The sequence below is a fragment of the Gilliamella sp. LMG 34360 genome, assembly GCF_984568995.1.
In genome coordinates, this window is sequence record NZ_OZ474900.1 from 1,645,252 (window position 1) to 1,660,098 (window position 14,847).

Here is a 14,847-nt window from a genome sequence, read left to right on the forward strand (position 1 = left end):
TTATGGCAGTAGATCAAAAAGATGTAACACAGGTCGCGGAAGAACTCAAACAACAATTTGAACAATTTAAATCTGCAAACGACAAACGTTTAGAGGGTATCACCCAAGAAAAAGCCGCATTGGCTAGTCAGGTAGACACATTAAACGGTAAATTATCAGAATTAGATAATTTAAAAACATCGTTAGAAAATGAACTAAAAGAAATTAAGCGACCTCCCGGCGGTAATAAAAATACTTCAGAACATAAAACCGCATTTGCTAAATTTATTCGTAAGGGCGATGAAACGGGATTAGCAGAACTGGAACAAAAGGCAATGCAAATTGGTATTGATGCTGACGGTGGTTTTGCATTACCACAGGAATTGAACACTGACATTCTATCATCATTGCGTAATGAGGTTGTGATGCGTCAAGAATGTACCGTTATAACTGTGGGTACACCAGAGTGGAAAACGCTAACCAACAAAGGAGGTACTGCTAGTGGCTGGGTCGGTGAAACCGATGAACGAAAAGAAACAGGTACACCACAATTTGGTATTATTACTCCTGTGTGGGGTGAAATTTACGGCAACCCATACGCAACACAAACCATGTTAGATGATGCATTTTTTAATGTTGAATCATTTATTACCAGGGAATTAACTACCGAATTCGCAGAGCGAGAGGAGGAGGCATTCACTATTGGTGATGGTATTAAGAAGCCAAAAGGATTTTTATCCTACGATACTGATGACAAAAAAGATAAAGACCGCGACTGGGGTAAATTACAGAAAATTGTAGGAAAAGATGCAACTATTTCAGCGGATGATATTCTGACTCTTTCTCACAGCTTGCGTAAACCTTACCGTTCTGGCGCTAAATTCATGCTCAATAATGAATCTTTATTAGCTGTGCGTTTATTGAAAGACGAAAGAGGCAATTACATTTGGCAACCGGGATTGCAATTAGGTCAACCATCGTTATTATCTGGATACGCTGTTTCTGAAAATGAACAAATGCCAAGTATTGGCGATGCATCAGGTAAAGCACCGATTGCATTTGGTAATTTTAAACGTGGTTTCTATATATTTGATCGTATAGGTATTCGTATGTTACGTGACCCGTACACAAAAAAACCTCATATTGGTTTTTATACAACTAAACGTGTAGGATCAATGTTACATGATAGTAATGCTATTAAGTTATTAACCGTAAACACTACGAAAAAAGCTTAATATGTTAATGATGCCCTTTATTAATTAAAGGGCCTTTTATAAGGTGATGGCATGAATTTACCCACAATTGACGAACTAAAGCAGCAGGTAAACGTGGATCATGATGATGACAACAATCTATTACTAACATATTCGTCAGCAGCTAAAACGGCAATTGAAAATTACATTAATCGTAAATTGTTCGAGGATTCAGTACCTGATGATTGCTCAAACGGAATGGTTATTAATGATGCAATAAAAGTTGCAATGTTGTTGCTTGTTGGTCATTGGTACGATAACCGAGAGGCGGTCGCTGTTAATAGTTCAGCGGTTGTTTTGCCGTTAGCATATCAAATGCTGATCAATCCATACAGGATCATTCCATTATGAAAGCAGGACTACTGAGAAACCGCATTACAATTCAGCAGAAAGTTAACGGTAAAGACGCATTAGGTCAAACTGTTGATCAATGGGTCGATGTGTGCACTGTACGGGCTGAAATCCGCGACATGTCAGGTAGAGAATATCAATCATCACAAGCCGAACAATCACAAACAGACTGCAAAATTCTAATTAGACATCGTAACGATATTACACCAGATATGCGGGTGTTGTGCAACGGTATCTATTACGATATTACAGCAGTTCTGGAGGACGTGAAAAAAACTAGGCTTGAACTACCGTGTAAAAAGGGCGTGCGTTATGATTAGACCCACTATCACCCTTGCTGGATTTAAAGAACTTGATGCTGATTTTAAATTACTCTCTAATGCTGAGCAAAGGAAAGTATCGCGTAAGGCTGTACGTGCTGGTGCGGTAGTTTTTCGTGATGCAGTGCGTGCAAATGCGCCTGTTCATTCTGGGTTGTTAAAACGCAGTGTATCCGTTGACACGGTCAGAGGCTCACTGACTGCTGGTGTTAAATTTAAAAAAGTGCCAGCAAAGAAAAAAGGTAAGAAAGGCAAACACAAAACAATGCCTTATTACTGGTATTTTCTGGAGCACGGAACCTCAAAAATGCCCGCTCAACCGTTCGTCAGACCCGCATTTGATGCAAACATCAAACAGGCAGAGGAGGCTGCATTTAATCAGTATCTAAACGACATTGATAGGATATTTTCAAAATGATTGAAGTGCAAATCACTAATGCATTAAAAATGCTGTGTGACGGGCGAATTAGCCCGTTAGTTGCCGATCAGGGGACACAGACACCCTATATTTGCTATACGAAAATATCGGGAGTTTATGGCGATGTTATGTGCGGGCAATCCTACGTTACATATTGTTTTCAAGTAGATGTCTATGCAAAAACATTGTTTGAAGCTGAAACCATCCGAGAACAAGCGTATCTCTGCTTGCAACCATTAAAACCATTTAATGTCAGCGATCGTCACGGTTACGAATCCGACACGGGACTCTACAGGGCAACGTTAGAGTTTTACCTACTAAATTAACCATTAACCAACCTAACCAATTTTAAACCGCCTATCTGGCGGTTTTTTTATGTCTGGAGAAAAAACATGACAGAAACACAGAGCGAATATACTAGAACACGAGGTGCAGGAATTTACGTTGGTAAGGACTCTAGCACCAAATTTATTACCTCGGATACCCCTACATTACCGCTGGAGTGCACAGTAACGGATTATTCGTTTACCGCACCAGAGGGTGAAGAAATTGACGTTTCAACACTGGGTTCACTAACTAAAGAGACTATTAGCGGGCTACCCTCTGAGGCAACCGTTACATTAAATGTTAATTTTGTAACTGGTAATGCTGGGCAAAAAATACTCAGGAAATCATATTACAATGATGAAAATTATCCATTCAAACTCCAGAGAGAGGATGGCAGTTCAATTGATTGGATCGCGCGTGTAACGAGTTATGAATTTAAGGGTACAAAAAATAACATCGAAACAGGCTCATTTTCATTCAAAGTAAAAGGTCGTTTTGAGTTTAATGATGCGATTATTTAGAGGTAAATAATGAATTTAAAAAAAATTATAACTGCAAAAAATGCAGGATTTCGTACTCAATCGTTTGAGGTAACAGAATGGGGCGTTACCGTTACTGTTCGAGAGCCTCTACATGCTGATTTTTACCGTTATCTCAAAACAATTGAGCAACTCAATAAACAGAAAAAATTATCGGAGCACGATAAAGATGTGGGTAGAATTAAAGCCGAAGCCCAGTTTTTCGCTACAATTTTGATAGATGAAAATGGTGATCGCATTTTTAATGCGAGTGATGATACCGATATGGCTGATTTGATAAAAAATTATGGTCCGATTCATACTCGAATCGTTAATAACTCTATTGAGTTGATTGGTTTAAAAAACGACCCGATAAAAGAAGCTGAAAAAAAGTCGAATTAGAGCCTGAACTTTTCTTCAAGCTAAAACTTGCATTACGACTTGGTAAAACATTGGCCGAGCTTGATCAATCAATGTCGGCTAGTGAGTTCTATTACTGGGTCGCATTCGACAAATTAAATCCAATCGGTGATGAGCGCCACGATTGGCACGCCGCGCAAATCGCATCCAGTATTTATCGTTCTCAGGGTGGCGACGCGTCTTTTGACGACTGTCTAATCAAATTTAGAGAGGAGAAAAACGAGCCTAAAAAACCAGTTTCGTTATTCGACGCACTATCAAATTTACTAGGGAAATAACATGGCAACATTGCGAGAATTGGCAATCCGAGTGACTGCCGACTCATCATCATATCAACGTGAAATGAGCCGAGCTACACGGCTCGGTACCGATTATTACAAAACAATAGAGGAGCGATCGCGCCGTTTTGACGCATATATTGCGAGTAATAACAGGTCAATTCAGGCAATGAACGCTCAGTTACATAGTTTAAAATCGTCAGCATTGGGCCTAGCAACGGCATTTGTTGGCGGTTTTGCTATCACTAGTATTATAAATACTGCCGATGATTGGGGGCAAATGGCGGCGCGTGTCAAAATGGCAGTAACTTCAGTCGGGGGATCGGTTGATGATTATCAGGATGTGCAAAATCGGCTATTAGAAATCAGTAACAGGAACGCCAAATCAATTACTGATTCACAGGAGCTATATATTGCCACAGCCTCATCAATGCGAGATTTAGGCTATAGCACTAATGATACTATTGATTTTATCGAGGCGATGTCCAATAGCTATACGATTAATGCAACATCAGCAGAGAAAGTGCAGTCTAGCATTAACGCCATTAACAAAGCCATGATTACAGGGAAAGTTACGTCAAACGACTGGAAAAGCATAATGGCGTCTACTCCCAATGTTGTTGAAGCTCTTTCGAATTCACTCAAAAAAGATGAGGCGATCATTAAGCAATTAGGCATGTCTGGACAAATATCTATGCGTCAATTGGCTGATGCAATGATTAAAGTCAGGGACGAGACGGGTAAAATGGCTGACAACATGGGCAATACCGTTAAAGACGGGTTTACCCAGATATCAAATAGTTTTGGTGCACTAATTGGTGAGCTAAATGACAGCGCAGGAATAACACGCGGTCTAGCAAGCGGTTTAAGAATTATTGCTGATAATATTGGGCTGGTAACTGGTGCAGCGGGTGTATTTGTTTCAATTGGACTAGGTCGTTATTTTGGTAGGCTGTCAGATTCTGTTATCAATGCTACGAAAACAACATTAAATAACCGCACTGCGCAAATATCATTAGCACAGACACAATTAGCAGCAGTAAAAACACTACAAGCAAAAGCGGTTGCAGAAGCTAATGCGGCTAGGTTTGAGGCTCAGCGAGCGGTTGGACTCAAGGCGAATTTGATTGCCCAAAATAATCTAACTGCTGCAATCAATCGTCAAACTCAGGCAAATAACCAGTTAGCATTAGCACAATCACGAGTTGATGCATTAACCAGTAAAATGGGTTTATTATCTCGCGCGAGTAGCGGTTTGCTCGGATTATTGGGTGGTCCAGTTGGATTGGCAGTAACGGCTCTAACCGTCGGCTCTGCATTTTTTTCAATGAGAGACGGAGCGGCAGAGGCTAAAAAACCCATTGAAGAATTGCAATTGCCAGTAGATCAGTTACTGGCAAAATTTAAGGAGCTAAATAAAGGTAGGCAAGATAGCATCGTGGCAGGGCTAACAGTTCAGGTTAAAACTGATTCCGCTTCAGTTGATACTGAAATTGATAATCTAAAAGAAAATTTAGAGAAAAATTTACGAACGGAATGGGTTACTGGTAACTGGTCTGCTAGGTTAGTTGTGTCAAAAAAAGACCAAGCCGCGATTAATGAATACATCGAACAGGTAAAAATCTTAAAATCAGAACTGGATAAATCAGCTATTAGCGAGTTTGAGTTTGGAACTAAACTCAGTCAATTAAATGATAAATTGATTACTGCTGTTGGTGGTGGTCAGGAGTTTAAAACAGCGCTAGGGAACATGACGGGCGCACTATTAACCGCATCAGGTGCACTGGGTGAAACTCAGGTAAAACTGGGAGCTATTCAGGGCGTGGCTGTGGCTGTGGCTAATGGCGTGAAAAAATTGGATTTGGTAGATTTCCCAAATCTCGATAATCAGCTAGGCACACTGAGTCAACAACTGGATGTTAGTAGAGTTAAAGCTAATTATGGCGCTGAAGCCGCGTATGTATTAGCTGGTTTGCAACGAGCTGCAGGTGATGCTGCGCTAGAACATGCAGCGGATTTAATTAAATTAGCAACTACGCAACAACTATCAGGCAACATGTCCGACCAGTTGGGTGAAAAACTAACTGAATTAGCTGATAAACTGCGTCAAAACCATAAATTAGAGGAGAATTTAAAGCAAAGTAGTAAGGGCAAAAGTCCTGCTGAACTCTACAAATCCCAGCTTGATAAATTAAATAATCAAATCAATGCATACACTGATATTACAGAACTGCAAAAATTACGGCGTCAGTTAGCGGAGGGCGAATTAAGTAAACTGTCAGAAATTCAGAAAAAGACACTTGAAACCAAAGCTATTGAGTTGGACCGGCTTAACGCTCAAAAAGAATACAAGTCAATCATGGATTCGTTGCGCACTCCAGCAGAGCAGCAACTTGACACGTATAAGAAACATTTGGAATTTATCGAAAAAGGCAATTTCTCACTGAGGGAACGCGAGGAATTGCTTGCTAAAATGAATAAAAAATCGCTGGAATCAGCGCCGACATTCAGCTATCAAAATTCATATAGTGGACTAGGTAGCGATTTGTTAAATGTTGCTGAGGACGATAAAAAGCTGCATGACTGGCAAGAACAGCAAATCGCGATGCAAACCGAGTTATTAGACCAAAAATTAATTAGTCAACAGGAATATGCAGACGCTGTTGTCAATATCGAGGACACGATGCACAAAAAACAGCAAGACATTCAGGACGCATACACACTTGCAACTCTTGGTACATTCTCATCACTAACTGGCTCAATTGCTGATATGTTTAAACAAACGGCGGGTGAATCGTCGGCTGCATATAAAGTGATGTTCTTGGCTAGTCGCGCGGCAGCTATAGCGCAGGCAACTATAAGCACTCTTGTTGCTGCAAATAAAGCGCGGGAGCTAGGGTACCCAATGGGCGAAATTGCAGCGTCAACCGTGATGGGGTTGGGCATGGCTAACGTTGGTATGATCGCAGCACAAACCATATCGGGCATGGCTCATAGTGGTATTGATAACATACCTCGCGAGGGGACATGGTTGTTAGATCGGGGTGAACGGGTTGTTGATGCACGCACTAATGCTGATTTAAAAGATTTTCTTGGGACATCTAAACGATCATCATCAGGTGGTTTAACGCTAAATATGCCACTAACTGCTGGCGGTGGTGTTACTCATGAAGATTTAGCCGTTTTTGGTGAAACGATTAAGGCGGACGTTCTCAGGGCCTATACAAACGCAATACGACCTGGAGGAGTTTTAAATCGTCGTTGATTTTATTATCAAAATTTCATACTATTTATTAAATTTATTAAATAGGGATGGATGGAATGAAAAAAATAATTTTTTTAAGTTTATGTGGTATGGTTTTAACCGCTTGTAACACCGTTAAATATAATTATGTAGCGGAAACAAAACAAATAAGTTATCCCGATTTGAATGTTGTTACAAAAACATTTATTGGTGATGATATGGTTAGACAGGGTACAGTAGCGTCAAGGGATGTTATTTCTTTTCCTCAAACTACAGTTGTTGGCAGGGTGACGGATTTTACTATTCATGCTGGAGAATACCCTAAAGTAGGTGAAGATCAAAATTATCTGTTTTTTGGGTTAAATGAGTTAAATTCTGGAGTGACAGTGGGAAAATCAACCTTTGCTGATATACCTGCAGGGATTAGAACTAATAAAAAAAATAATGATCTATGTGTTATTAGTATTGTTGGTGGTTCTTTATGTAAAGGTGATGCTTCATTTTCTTATCAAAAGAAAAATGTAACTTATCAAAATGCGTTTCAGCAGATACTAATCTATAACGGTAAAGTAGGGAATAAGATTAACATAGGGTATAAAGAATTTAATAATGATTTTGCTCGCCCTGCATTTTCAAATAATGTTGAATATGATCTATCGGATTCAAAAGTTATAAGATATAAAGGTGCAGAATTAGAAATAATAAAAGCAACTAATCAATTCATTGAGTATAAAGTATATAGTAATTTCAATATGAGATAAAAAAGCATGTTCTAAAATACAAAACTATTACAAACCGCCTCTCTGGCGGTTTTTTTACATCTGGAGAAAATATGGAGACATTTAATTGGGTCGTCGCACCCAGCATGGGAATAAAATCTGAACCGAGGGTCAAGACAATCAAATTTGGTGACGGTTACGAACAGCGAGCGCCTGACGGAATCAATAATAAATTACGTAGTTTCAATGTTACGTTAAACGTAGCCCGTAGCACGTCCCGTAATATCGATGAGTTCCTAGATAGACACGGTGGTGTAAACGCGTTTCAATGGCGCGATCCTCATTCCAATAAAATATTAACCGTCAAATGCCCTAGTTGGTCAATAAACCTACTACATACTACAGCGTCAATTACAGCCACATTCGAAGAAGTCGTGGCATAAATCAGGAGTAAATAAAATGCACGAAACAACAAAAATTAAAGACGAATCTAATACTACTAGTGACAGATTGATAGCTGATACCAGTAATCTAGTAAACACAATTCAGTACAGGGGGGTGACAATAACATTAGGAAATTTTAATAATGACGATCGGGTTAAATTCAATTCATCATATGAATCTGAGATTACGCCAATCATTAAAATTAATATTGCTATTACTGGTGTTATAACGTTGATGCCAGACGCCGAATTTTACCTCCAATATTCCGAAGATTTGAAAGTCAACACTGTAATAGGTGATGTTTACAAAAACGCTCTTGATTACGCCAAATCAATTATTGATGGTGGATATGCGGGATAAACCAAGCTAAGGCAGAATTCTGCCTTAGGTAAAAATTATGTTCCTTGTAGGTTACATAAAATAATGAATGGTAATATTGGAAAATCTAGATATTGTCAAATATATACAATCTATTAATTTTTGTAATTTGTGTAAATTTTCTTTACTATCTACCTTATGGTAATTATAATTACCTCCAAAGATTGATAATCTAAGTTATCAAGTTTAAAGGGGACAGCAATGAAAATAAAATTGATAAGCATGAAGAATGTTTTTTATTCGATAGCAAATAATAACATTTTTAATGAAAAACGCCCTTACATTAAATCAAATAGTTCTAATTTTAAAAGTGACTATAAACGCTTATCAGGCGATTATAGAGTTGTTTCAAACGATTTAAAAAAAACAATAGAAAAGAATAAAAAATATTTGTATGTCTAGATCAACAAGGATTGCAGCTCAAAAAACAAAAGATGGGGATCTCGGTATTGCTATGTCAGAGCACTCTACAGATTCTCCAGTTATTCAAATTGAGGTTCTGGAAAGACTCCATGCGTTTAAACCAGATAAAGTAGATTGGTTTTTTGAGCAAACAGAAAAAGAAGCCGAATACAGAAGAAAGAATGATAGGTGTGTTAACATTTTTATTTTTATCGAAAGGCTTTTAGGTCAAATATTTGGGTTAGTTATTGGTCTATCGGGGATTACTGGTAGTGTATACTTAGGGATTAATGGTCATGAGGTTTTAGCTGGAACTATTGCAACAGCAACCATTGCAACGTTAGCCGTGTCTTTCATAAAAGGGCGCAATTCTAAAAGATAGATAATTCACTTAAAACACCAACCCGATTTGGCGGTTTTTTTTGCCCAAACCTTTTAAATAACATACCATTGCAAAACAAAATAAATCAAACCCTCTAACGAGGGTTTTTTTATGTCTGGAGAAAATATGGCCCCAAAAAAAATGCTGCTAGATATTACAAAAATCGAGCAGGGCGCAATCATTAATTTATATGACCTCGATTTAAGTAAAATCGTTGGCAACAAAACAGTAGTACGCTTTCACAATGGCGTCAATGAACTACGCCGACCTATCACATGGCAGGGTAACGTGTATGAGCCATACCCAATTAAAGCGCAGGGATTTGAGCGCAGCGGGCAGGGCGCGAGTAATCGACCGACACTGACAGCCAGTAATACGGGAGGCATTTTAAACGGACTAATCGCAAATTATGAGGGCATGATTGGCGCGATTGTAACTCGGCATGAGGTGCTCGTTAAATATCTGGATGCGGTAAATTTTGAGAACGGCAACAAATATGCCGACCCGTACTGTGAATTTGTGTCTAATTATGTAATTGAACAGGTTAGTCTGCATTCACCATTGGCAACATTTACTCTCGCGCTACCCTGTGAAACTGACGGCGCACGAATACCAGCACGAATAATTATAGCTGATACCTGCAGTTGGATTTATCGCAGCGCTGATTGTGGTTATACAGGCGGTGCGGTTGCTGATGAGTTCGATCAGCCTACTAACGATATTACGCGCGACAAATGTAGCGGATGTGTCACTGGTTGCAAACTCCGACACGGTGAACACGGAATACTACCATTCGGCGGGTTTCCTACCGCTGCGAGAATTAAATAACACGTCTACATAACTACCCTAAAAAATCAGGTTATACAATGAAAACTAAAATACTCAATCACGCTAAAAAATGCGGTGAGGCTGAATGCTGCGGTTTTGTTATTGATAATAAAATGTACATGCCCTGCAAAAACATATCACCCACACCAACAGAGACATTTGAAATCTCGCCTGATGATTGGATTCAGGCTGAAAAAATCGGTGAAATTACAGCTATTGTGCACTCTCACCCTAACGGAACGCCTATCCTCAGCGAGTCAGACCAAATTCACCAACAACAAACTGCCGTCGATTGGTGGCTCGTCTGTGATAACCAAATTCATAAATTCAGATACATAAAACCGCTATTAGGTCGTGAATTTGAACACGGTAAAACCGATTGTCTATCAATAGTTAGAGATGCCTACATGCTGGCTGGCATTAATTTACCAGACTATGAGCGTGAGGACGACTGGTGGCATAACGGGCAAAACCTCTATCTAGATTTGCTGCCTAAAAACGGGTTTGAGCGAGTGGACGCAGAGGACCTGCAGGAGGGAGACGTTATTCTTGTTTGTCTCGGTTCGGAAACACCCAACCATGCCGCAGTCTATATTGGCCATCAATACATTTTACATCACTGTCCAGAACGACTATCTAAACGCGATACGTATGGTGGTTTTTGGCGAAATTACACACATTCAATTTGGAGGCATAACCAATGGCGAAAATCAGACTATACGGCCATCTCAAACAATTTGGCGATAAATTCGATATGAATGTCGAAACCGCATCAGAGGGATTGAACGGTCTATATTGTCAAATAGCTGGATTACGTCAACGGATTATAGACGGTTGGTTTCACGTTCGTATCAATGGCGTTGATATTACTGATGAAAATTTAGCGGTCGGATTGCATAGTAGATTACCCGAAAATGCTGTTATTCATATTGTCCCTCATGTGGCTGGCGCAAAAAGCGGTGGAATATTCGGATTTATTGCTGGTGCAGCACTCGTTGTTGGCGGGCTGATAGTCGGAGTTTCAACAGGGATAGGGTTTGGACTGGTTGCGGCTGGCGTAGGGTTAATGCTCGGCGGTGTCGCTCAAATGCTCACCCAGCTACCGAAAACCGAAAAAAAATCAACCGATAGCAATAGAAATACCTATTTTTCAAATCTGGACAACACAATGGCTCAGGGTGCGCCTGTTCCGCTGATTTTTGGACGAATGAAAGTGGGTTCAAAAGTTCTCTCGCAGGAATTAGAAACGTTGGATGAGGTGGAGTCGAATGTTGGCGACAAGCCAATTCTCTATCCAGTAAAAGGGAGGTCGCATGGGTAAAGGCTCAAAAAAGGCAAAGGCTCCGTATGAGGCTCCTGACAATCTCAAGTCAAATCAATGTCTTAGAATTGTTGATATGTTGGGTGAGGGACAAATTAAAGGACTTGTTGGAGATTTGCGGGGCGTATTTTTAAATGATACTCCCGTTCAAGCGCCTGATGGTTCGTTTAATTTCAAGGGAGTTTATGCCGAATGGGTCACGGGCACACAAACACAATTACCTCTGGAGGGATTCTCATACACTGGCAACGAAATCCCTGTAAATCTACAGGTAAAAACAACCACGCCCATTACTCGAACAATCACTGACCCAAACGTCGATCGGGTTCGAGTTACAGTTGGTGTGCCAGCATTGAAATATATAGATAGCAAGGGTAACACTAAACGAACTAACGTTTCAATGTCTGTGCAGATCGGCAGGGGTGATGCGTGGCAAACAGTTAAACATATCAATTTAATTGATAAAAAAACCAATTCCCAATATCTGACCTCTGTTATTTTAGATGATTTACCAGAAACTCCGTTTAATATCCGTGTTGTCAGAAATACACCTGATAGTAAATCTCAAACACTACTAAACGACACGTTGTGGAGTTCATACACTGAAATCTATGACGCCAAATTCTCACACCCGAATACCGCATTAATTGGTTTAAAATTCGACTCAGAACAATTCAGTGGTGTACCTAGACGCAACTATTTGATAGATGGTTTTATTATTGATGTGCCTGACAATTACAATCCAGAAACTAGGGAGTACAGCGGTTTTTGGTCGGGTAATTTTAAACAGGCTTGGACCGATAATCCTGCGTGGATATTGTACAACCTGATAACAAACGAACGTTATGGATTGGGTGAGCGACTCGGCAAATTCGGTGTTGATAAATTTACATTGTACGCGGTTGCCCAATACTGCGACCAGCTCGTCGATGATGGATTTGGCGGACGTGAGCCTCGTTTTGTCTGTGGTTGTCATATAACAGAGCAGCGACCAGCACGAGACGTTATCGATGATTTGTGTTCAGTATTTCGAGGCATGGGCATTTGGACTGGTACACAATATTCAGTGGTAATTGATCGACCTAGTGATATGGTTGCGGTTTACTCAAATGCGAATGTTGTTGACGGACAATTTGCGTATACCTCAGCGCCGCTAAAACAGCGCCATACAGCTGCATACGTGCGATATATTGACCCCAATAACAATTGGGAAACGGCGACTGAATATGTTGCGGACGATGATTTAATCAAACGGTTTGGTCTAAATGTCGCAAATATTGACGCATTCGGATGTACATCCAGAGGTCAGGCTCATAGGGTCGGGAAATGGCTAATTCAAACTGAAAAACTCGAAACTCAAACGGTCACATTTTCGGTTGGTCGTGAGGGTATCAGGCATTTGCCCGGCGATATTATTGGTATTGCTGATAATGATTATACGGGCACAACTATTGGTGGTCGAGTGATTTCCGTAGACGGTAGCACAATTACGTTAGATAGAGATATTGAAATAAAAAATATCAAAAACGCGTATTTGAGTATTACCGATACCAATAGCGATTTGCGTAAAATCCAGATACAGGCACAACCTAAACCTAATCAAATCGTATTAACTGAATCTGTTGATGCTGATGAGTATTCGGTTTGGAGTCTGTACGACAACAAAATCAAACCACGACTATTTAAAGCTCTTTCTATTCGGGAGAACGACAACGGAACGTACGCAATAACAGCATTACAACATGACCCGAATAAAGAGGCTATTGTTGACAGAGGCGCTAAATTTGATACAGACAGCCCGACAATATTTAATTGGGCAATTCCTCCCGTTGAGCAATTACAGGTGGAGGTAACGCCAGAATCTGACGTGTATCAGGCGCGGTTATCGTGGTCAACTCCTCGTACAATTCAAAATCTCCAATTCGAGGTTAAAATCTATCGCGATGACAAATTGGTTAGTCGTGATGTTGTTACTGAAACGGAGTTTTACATATCGGACCTACAGCAGGGTAAATTTAACGCAACAGTTCGTGGTATTGGCGAGGACGGACGACTAGGCGATGAGACGACTATCTCATTTTCAATATTGCCGCCAGCCATGCCATCGGGATTGGTACTCACGCCGAGCGCGGTTAATATCTCAATTCGCCCTGTAATGACTGCTGTATCCAGTTTGGGTACTCAATTCGAGTTTTACAAAGGTGCGACGAGGGCTGAGGTCGAGGCGCAAACTAATTATCTAGGTCGCGCCATGTCAATGATTGACGTGGACTGTACGCCAGATACCGAATATTGGTACGGTGTTAATGCGGTTAATGTTGTCGGACGTTCTGAGATGTATATCGCTAATACGAGGACATTAGCTGCAGAAAATGGCGCAGGCTGTATATTTAGAATTCAAACGGCTGACGGTAAATTCCCAGACAATGACACAGCCACACAGATGTTTTATCGTGAATTTGGATTTTTTCCAGCTCGCGATACAACACTGATCATCTATTCGTTAGGTGCTGACGGTAGGGTTTCGCATTCTGAGGCTCGGCTATATAACGGGTCATACTGGATAGAGCCTGCAATGTTTCTGGATGGCGATTTAATCGCAACAGGAACAATGCGAGGCGATAGGCTGATTGCCGGCACTGAGATTTGGTCACCACTAGTACGGGGAGGAACAGTCGAGGCGGGGCATATTATTAGCTCAGGCAACCCGCCAGCATTTGAATTGCAACAGGACGGCACACTATACGCTAGACGAGCTAATATATCGGGTAGTATTTATGCTGATTCTGGACGATTAAATAACGTAATTATCGATGAAAATTGTCATATAAACGGGACGCTGAGCGCCACGCAGATAGAGGGCGACATTGTAAAAATGTACCCGTGCTCAAAAAACGGGTTAATCACAATTCATCCAGCGTCATTCGATAGGGAATTCCACATTCAGCCAGTCACATTATCAGCGGTTGCATATTATGGCATAGGTAATTCCTCGGAGATTATCCGCTGGGATTTGGGATTGTTAGAAATTTTTATTCGAAATGAGCGCGGGAATTTTAGTCGTCGGTATACGATTGAAACGTCTAGACAAAATTTAACCGTCACACAGAGTTATTACGGAGATATTCCAGCAGGAGAGAGATTTTATATCAGTACCAGCACCCCTAGAAACAACCTTACACACGGTATACCAGATTTTATAACAATCATGGTAGTAAAAAAATAACAACCAAAAACTAACAACCGCCCTCGTGGCGGTTTTTTT

At 40.4% G+C, this 14,847-nt stretch carries 18 protein-coding genes; all 18 read left to right on the forward strand.

The window, feature by feature from the left end:
• The first annotated feature begins 2 nt into the window (after positions 1–2).
• The 18 genes from AC5LW9_RS07410 to AC5LW9_RS07495 all read left to right on the forward strand — a co-directional run bounded on the left by AC5LW9_RS07410 (position 3) and on the right by AC5LW9_RS07495 (position 14,808).
• Positions 3–1,214, forward strand: coding sequence for a phage major capsid protein (locus tag AC5LW9_RS07410; protein WP_493455544.1), 1,212 nt, complete (start codon positions 3–5; stop codon positions 1,212–1,214).
• A 51-nt stretch (positions 1,215–1,265) separates the two neighbouring features.
• Positions 1,266–1,583: a head-tail connector protein gene (locus AC5LW9_RS07415; protein ID WP_493455545.1), complete on the forward strand. Its 318-nt coding sequence runs from the start codon at positions 1,266–1,268 to the stop codon at positions 1,581–1,583.
• Entirely contained in the window at positions 1,580–1,903 is a 324-nt protein-coding gene (locus tag AC5LW9_RS07420; RefSeq protein WP_493455546.1) for a phage head closure protein, read from the forward strand. Before AC5LW9_RS07415 ends, AC5LW9_RS07420 begins: the two co-directional genes overlap by 4 nt.
• The gene (locus tag AC5LW9_RS07425) at positions 1,896–2,321 is read left to right on the forward strand and encodes an HK97-gp10 family putative phage morphogenesis protein (protein ID WP_493455547.1); all 426 of its coding nucleotides are present in this window, start codon (positions 1,896–1,898) and stop codon (positions 2,319–2,321) included. Before AC5LW9_RS07420 ends, AC5LW9_RS07425 begins: the two co-directional genes overlap by 8 nt.
• Positions 2,318–2,647, forward strand: a complete 330-nt coding sequence (gene gp17, locus AC5LW9_RS07430) for a tail completion protein gp17 (protein ID WP_493455548.1) — start codon at positions 2,318–2,320, stop codon at positions 2,645–2,647. The genes AC5LW9_RS07425 and gp17 overlap by 4 nt, the downstream gene beginning before the upstream one ends.
• 66 nt (positions 2,648–2,713) lie before the next feature.
• A complete protein-coding gene (locus tag AC5LW9_RS07435) occupies positions 2,714–3,169 on the forward strand; it encodes a phage tail tube protein (protein ID WP_493455549.1) in 456 nt (151 codons plus the stop codon).
• A gap of 9 nt (positions 3,170–3,178) precedes the next feature.
• Complete coding sequence (locus AC5LW9_RS07440) at positions 3,179–3,568, forward strand: phage tail assembly chaperone (protein ID WP_493455550.1); 390 nt, start codon at positions 3,179–3,181, stop codon at positions 3,566–3,568.
• Between the two features lie 71 nt (positions 3,569–3,639).
• Entirely contained in the window at positions 3,640–3,864 is a 225-nt protein-coding gene (locus AC5LW9_RS07445) for a phage tail assembly protein T (RefSeq protein WP_493456601.1), read from the forward strand.
• 1 nt (position 3,865) lies between these two features.
• Positions 3,866–7,129 (forward strand): tape measure protein, encoded by a 3,264-nt coding sequence (locus AC5LW9_RS07450; protein ID WP_493455551.1) that lies wholly within the window; start codon positions 3,866–3,868, stop codon positions 7,127–7,129.
• Positions 7,130–7,185: 56 nt separating this feature from the next.
• Positions 7,186–7,869 carry a hypothetical protein gene (locus AC5LW9_RS07455; protein WP_493455552.1) on the forward strand — a complete coding sequence of 228 codons (684 nt, stop codon included), beginning with the start codon at positions 7,186–7,188 and terminating at the stop codon, positions 7,867–7,869.
• A 71-nt stretch (positions 7,870–7,940) separates the two neighbouring features.
• The gene (locus AC5LW9_RS07460) at positions 7,941–8,270 is read left to right on the forward strand and encodes a phage tail protein (protein WP_493455553.1); all 330 of its coding nucleotides are present in this window, start codon (positions 7,941–7,943) and stop codon (positions 8,268–8,270) included.
• 16 nt (positions 8,271–8,286) lie between these two features.
• Complete coding sequence (locus AC5LW9_RS07465) at positions 8,287–8,631, forward strand: hypothetical protein (protein WP_493455554.1); 345 nt, start codon at positions 8,287–8,289, stop codon at positions 8,629–8,631.
• Between the two features lie 219 nt (positions 8,632–8,850).
• A complete protein-coding gene (locus AC5LW9_RS07470) occupies positions 8,851–9,051 on the forward strand; it encodes a hypothetical protein (protein WP_493455555.1) in 201 nt (66 codons plus the stop codon).
• On the forward strand, positions 9,044–9,433 hold the full coding sequence (locus AC5LW9_RS07475; RefSeq protein WP_493455556.1) for a hypothetical protein: 390 nt from the start codon (positions 9,044–9,046) through the stop codon (positions 9,431–9,433). Before AC5LW9_RS07470 ends, AC5LW9_RS07475 begins: the two co-directional genes overlap by 8 nt.
• Positions 9,434–9,544: 111 nt before the next feature.
• Positions 9,545–10,261: a phage minor tail protein L gene (locus AC5LW9_RS07480; protein WP_493455557.1), complete on the forward strand. Its 717-nt coding sequence runs from the start codon at positions 9,545–9,547 to the stop codon at positions 10,259–10,261.
• A gap of 38 nt (positions 10,262–10,299) precedes the next feature.
• The gene (locus tag AC5LW9_RS07485) at positions 10,300–11,019 is read left to right on the forward strand and encodes a C40 family peptidase (RefSeq protein WP_493455558.1); all 720 of its coding nucleotides are present in this window, start codon (positions 10,300–10,302) and stop codon (positions 11,017–11,019) included.
• Positions 10,962–11,582, forward strand: a complete 621-nt coding sequence (locus tag AC5LW9_RS07490; protein ID WP_493455559.1) for a tail assembly protein — start codon at positions 10,962–10,964, stop codon at positions 11,580–11,582. The genes AC5LW9_RS07485 and AC5LW9_RS07490 overlap by 58 nt, the downstream gene beginning before the upstream one ends.
• The gene (locus AC5LW9_RS07495; protein ID WP_493455560.1) at positions 11,575–14,808 is read left to right on the forward strand and encodes a TipJ family phage tail tip protein; all 3,234 of its coding nucleotides are present in this window, start codon (positions 11,575–11,577) and stop codon (positions 14,806–14,808) included. Before AC5LW9_RS07490 ends, AC5LW9_RS07495 begins: the two co-directional genes overlap by 8 nt.
• Positions 14,809–14,847 lie beyond the last annotated feature (39 nt).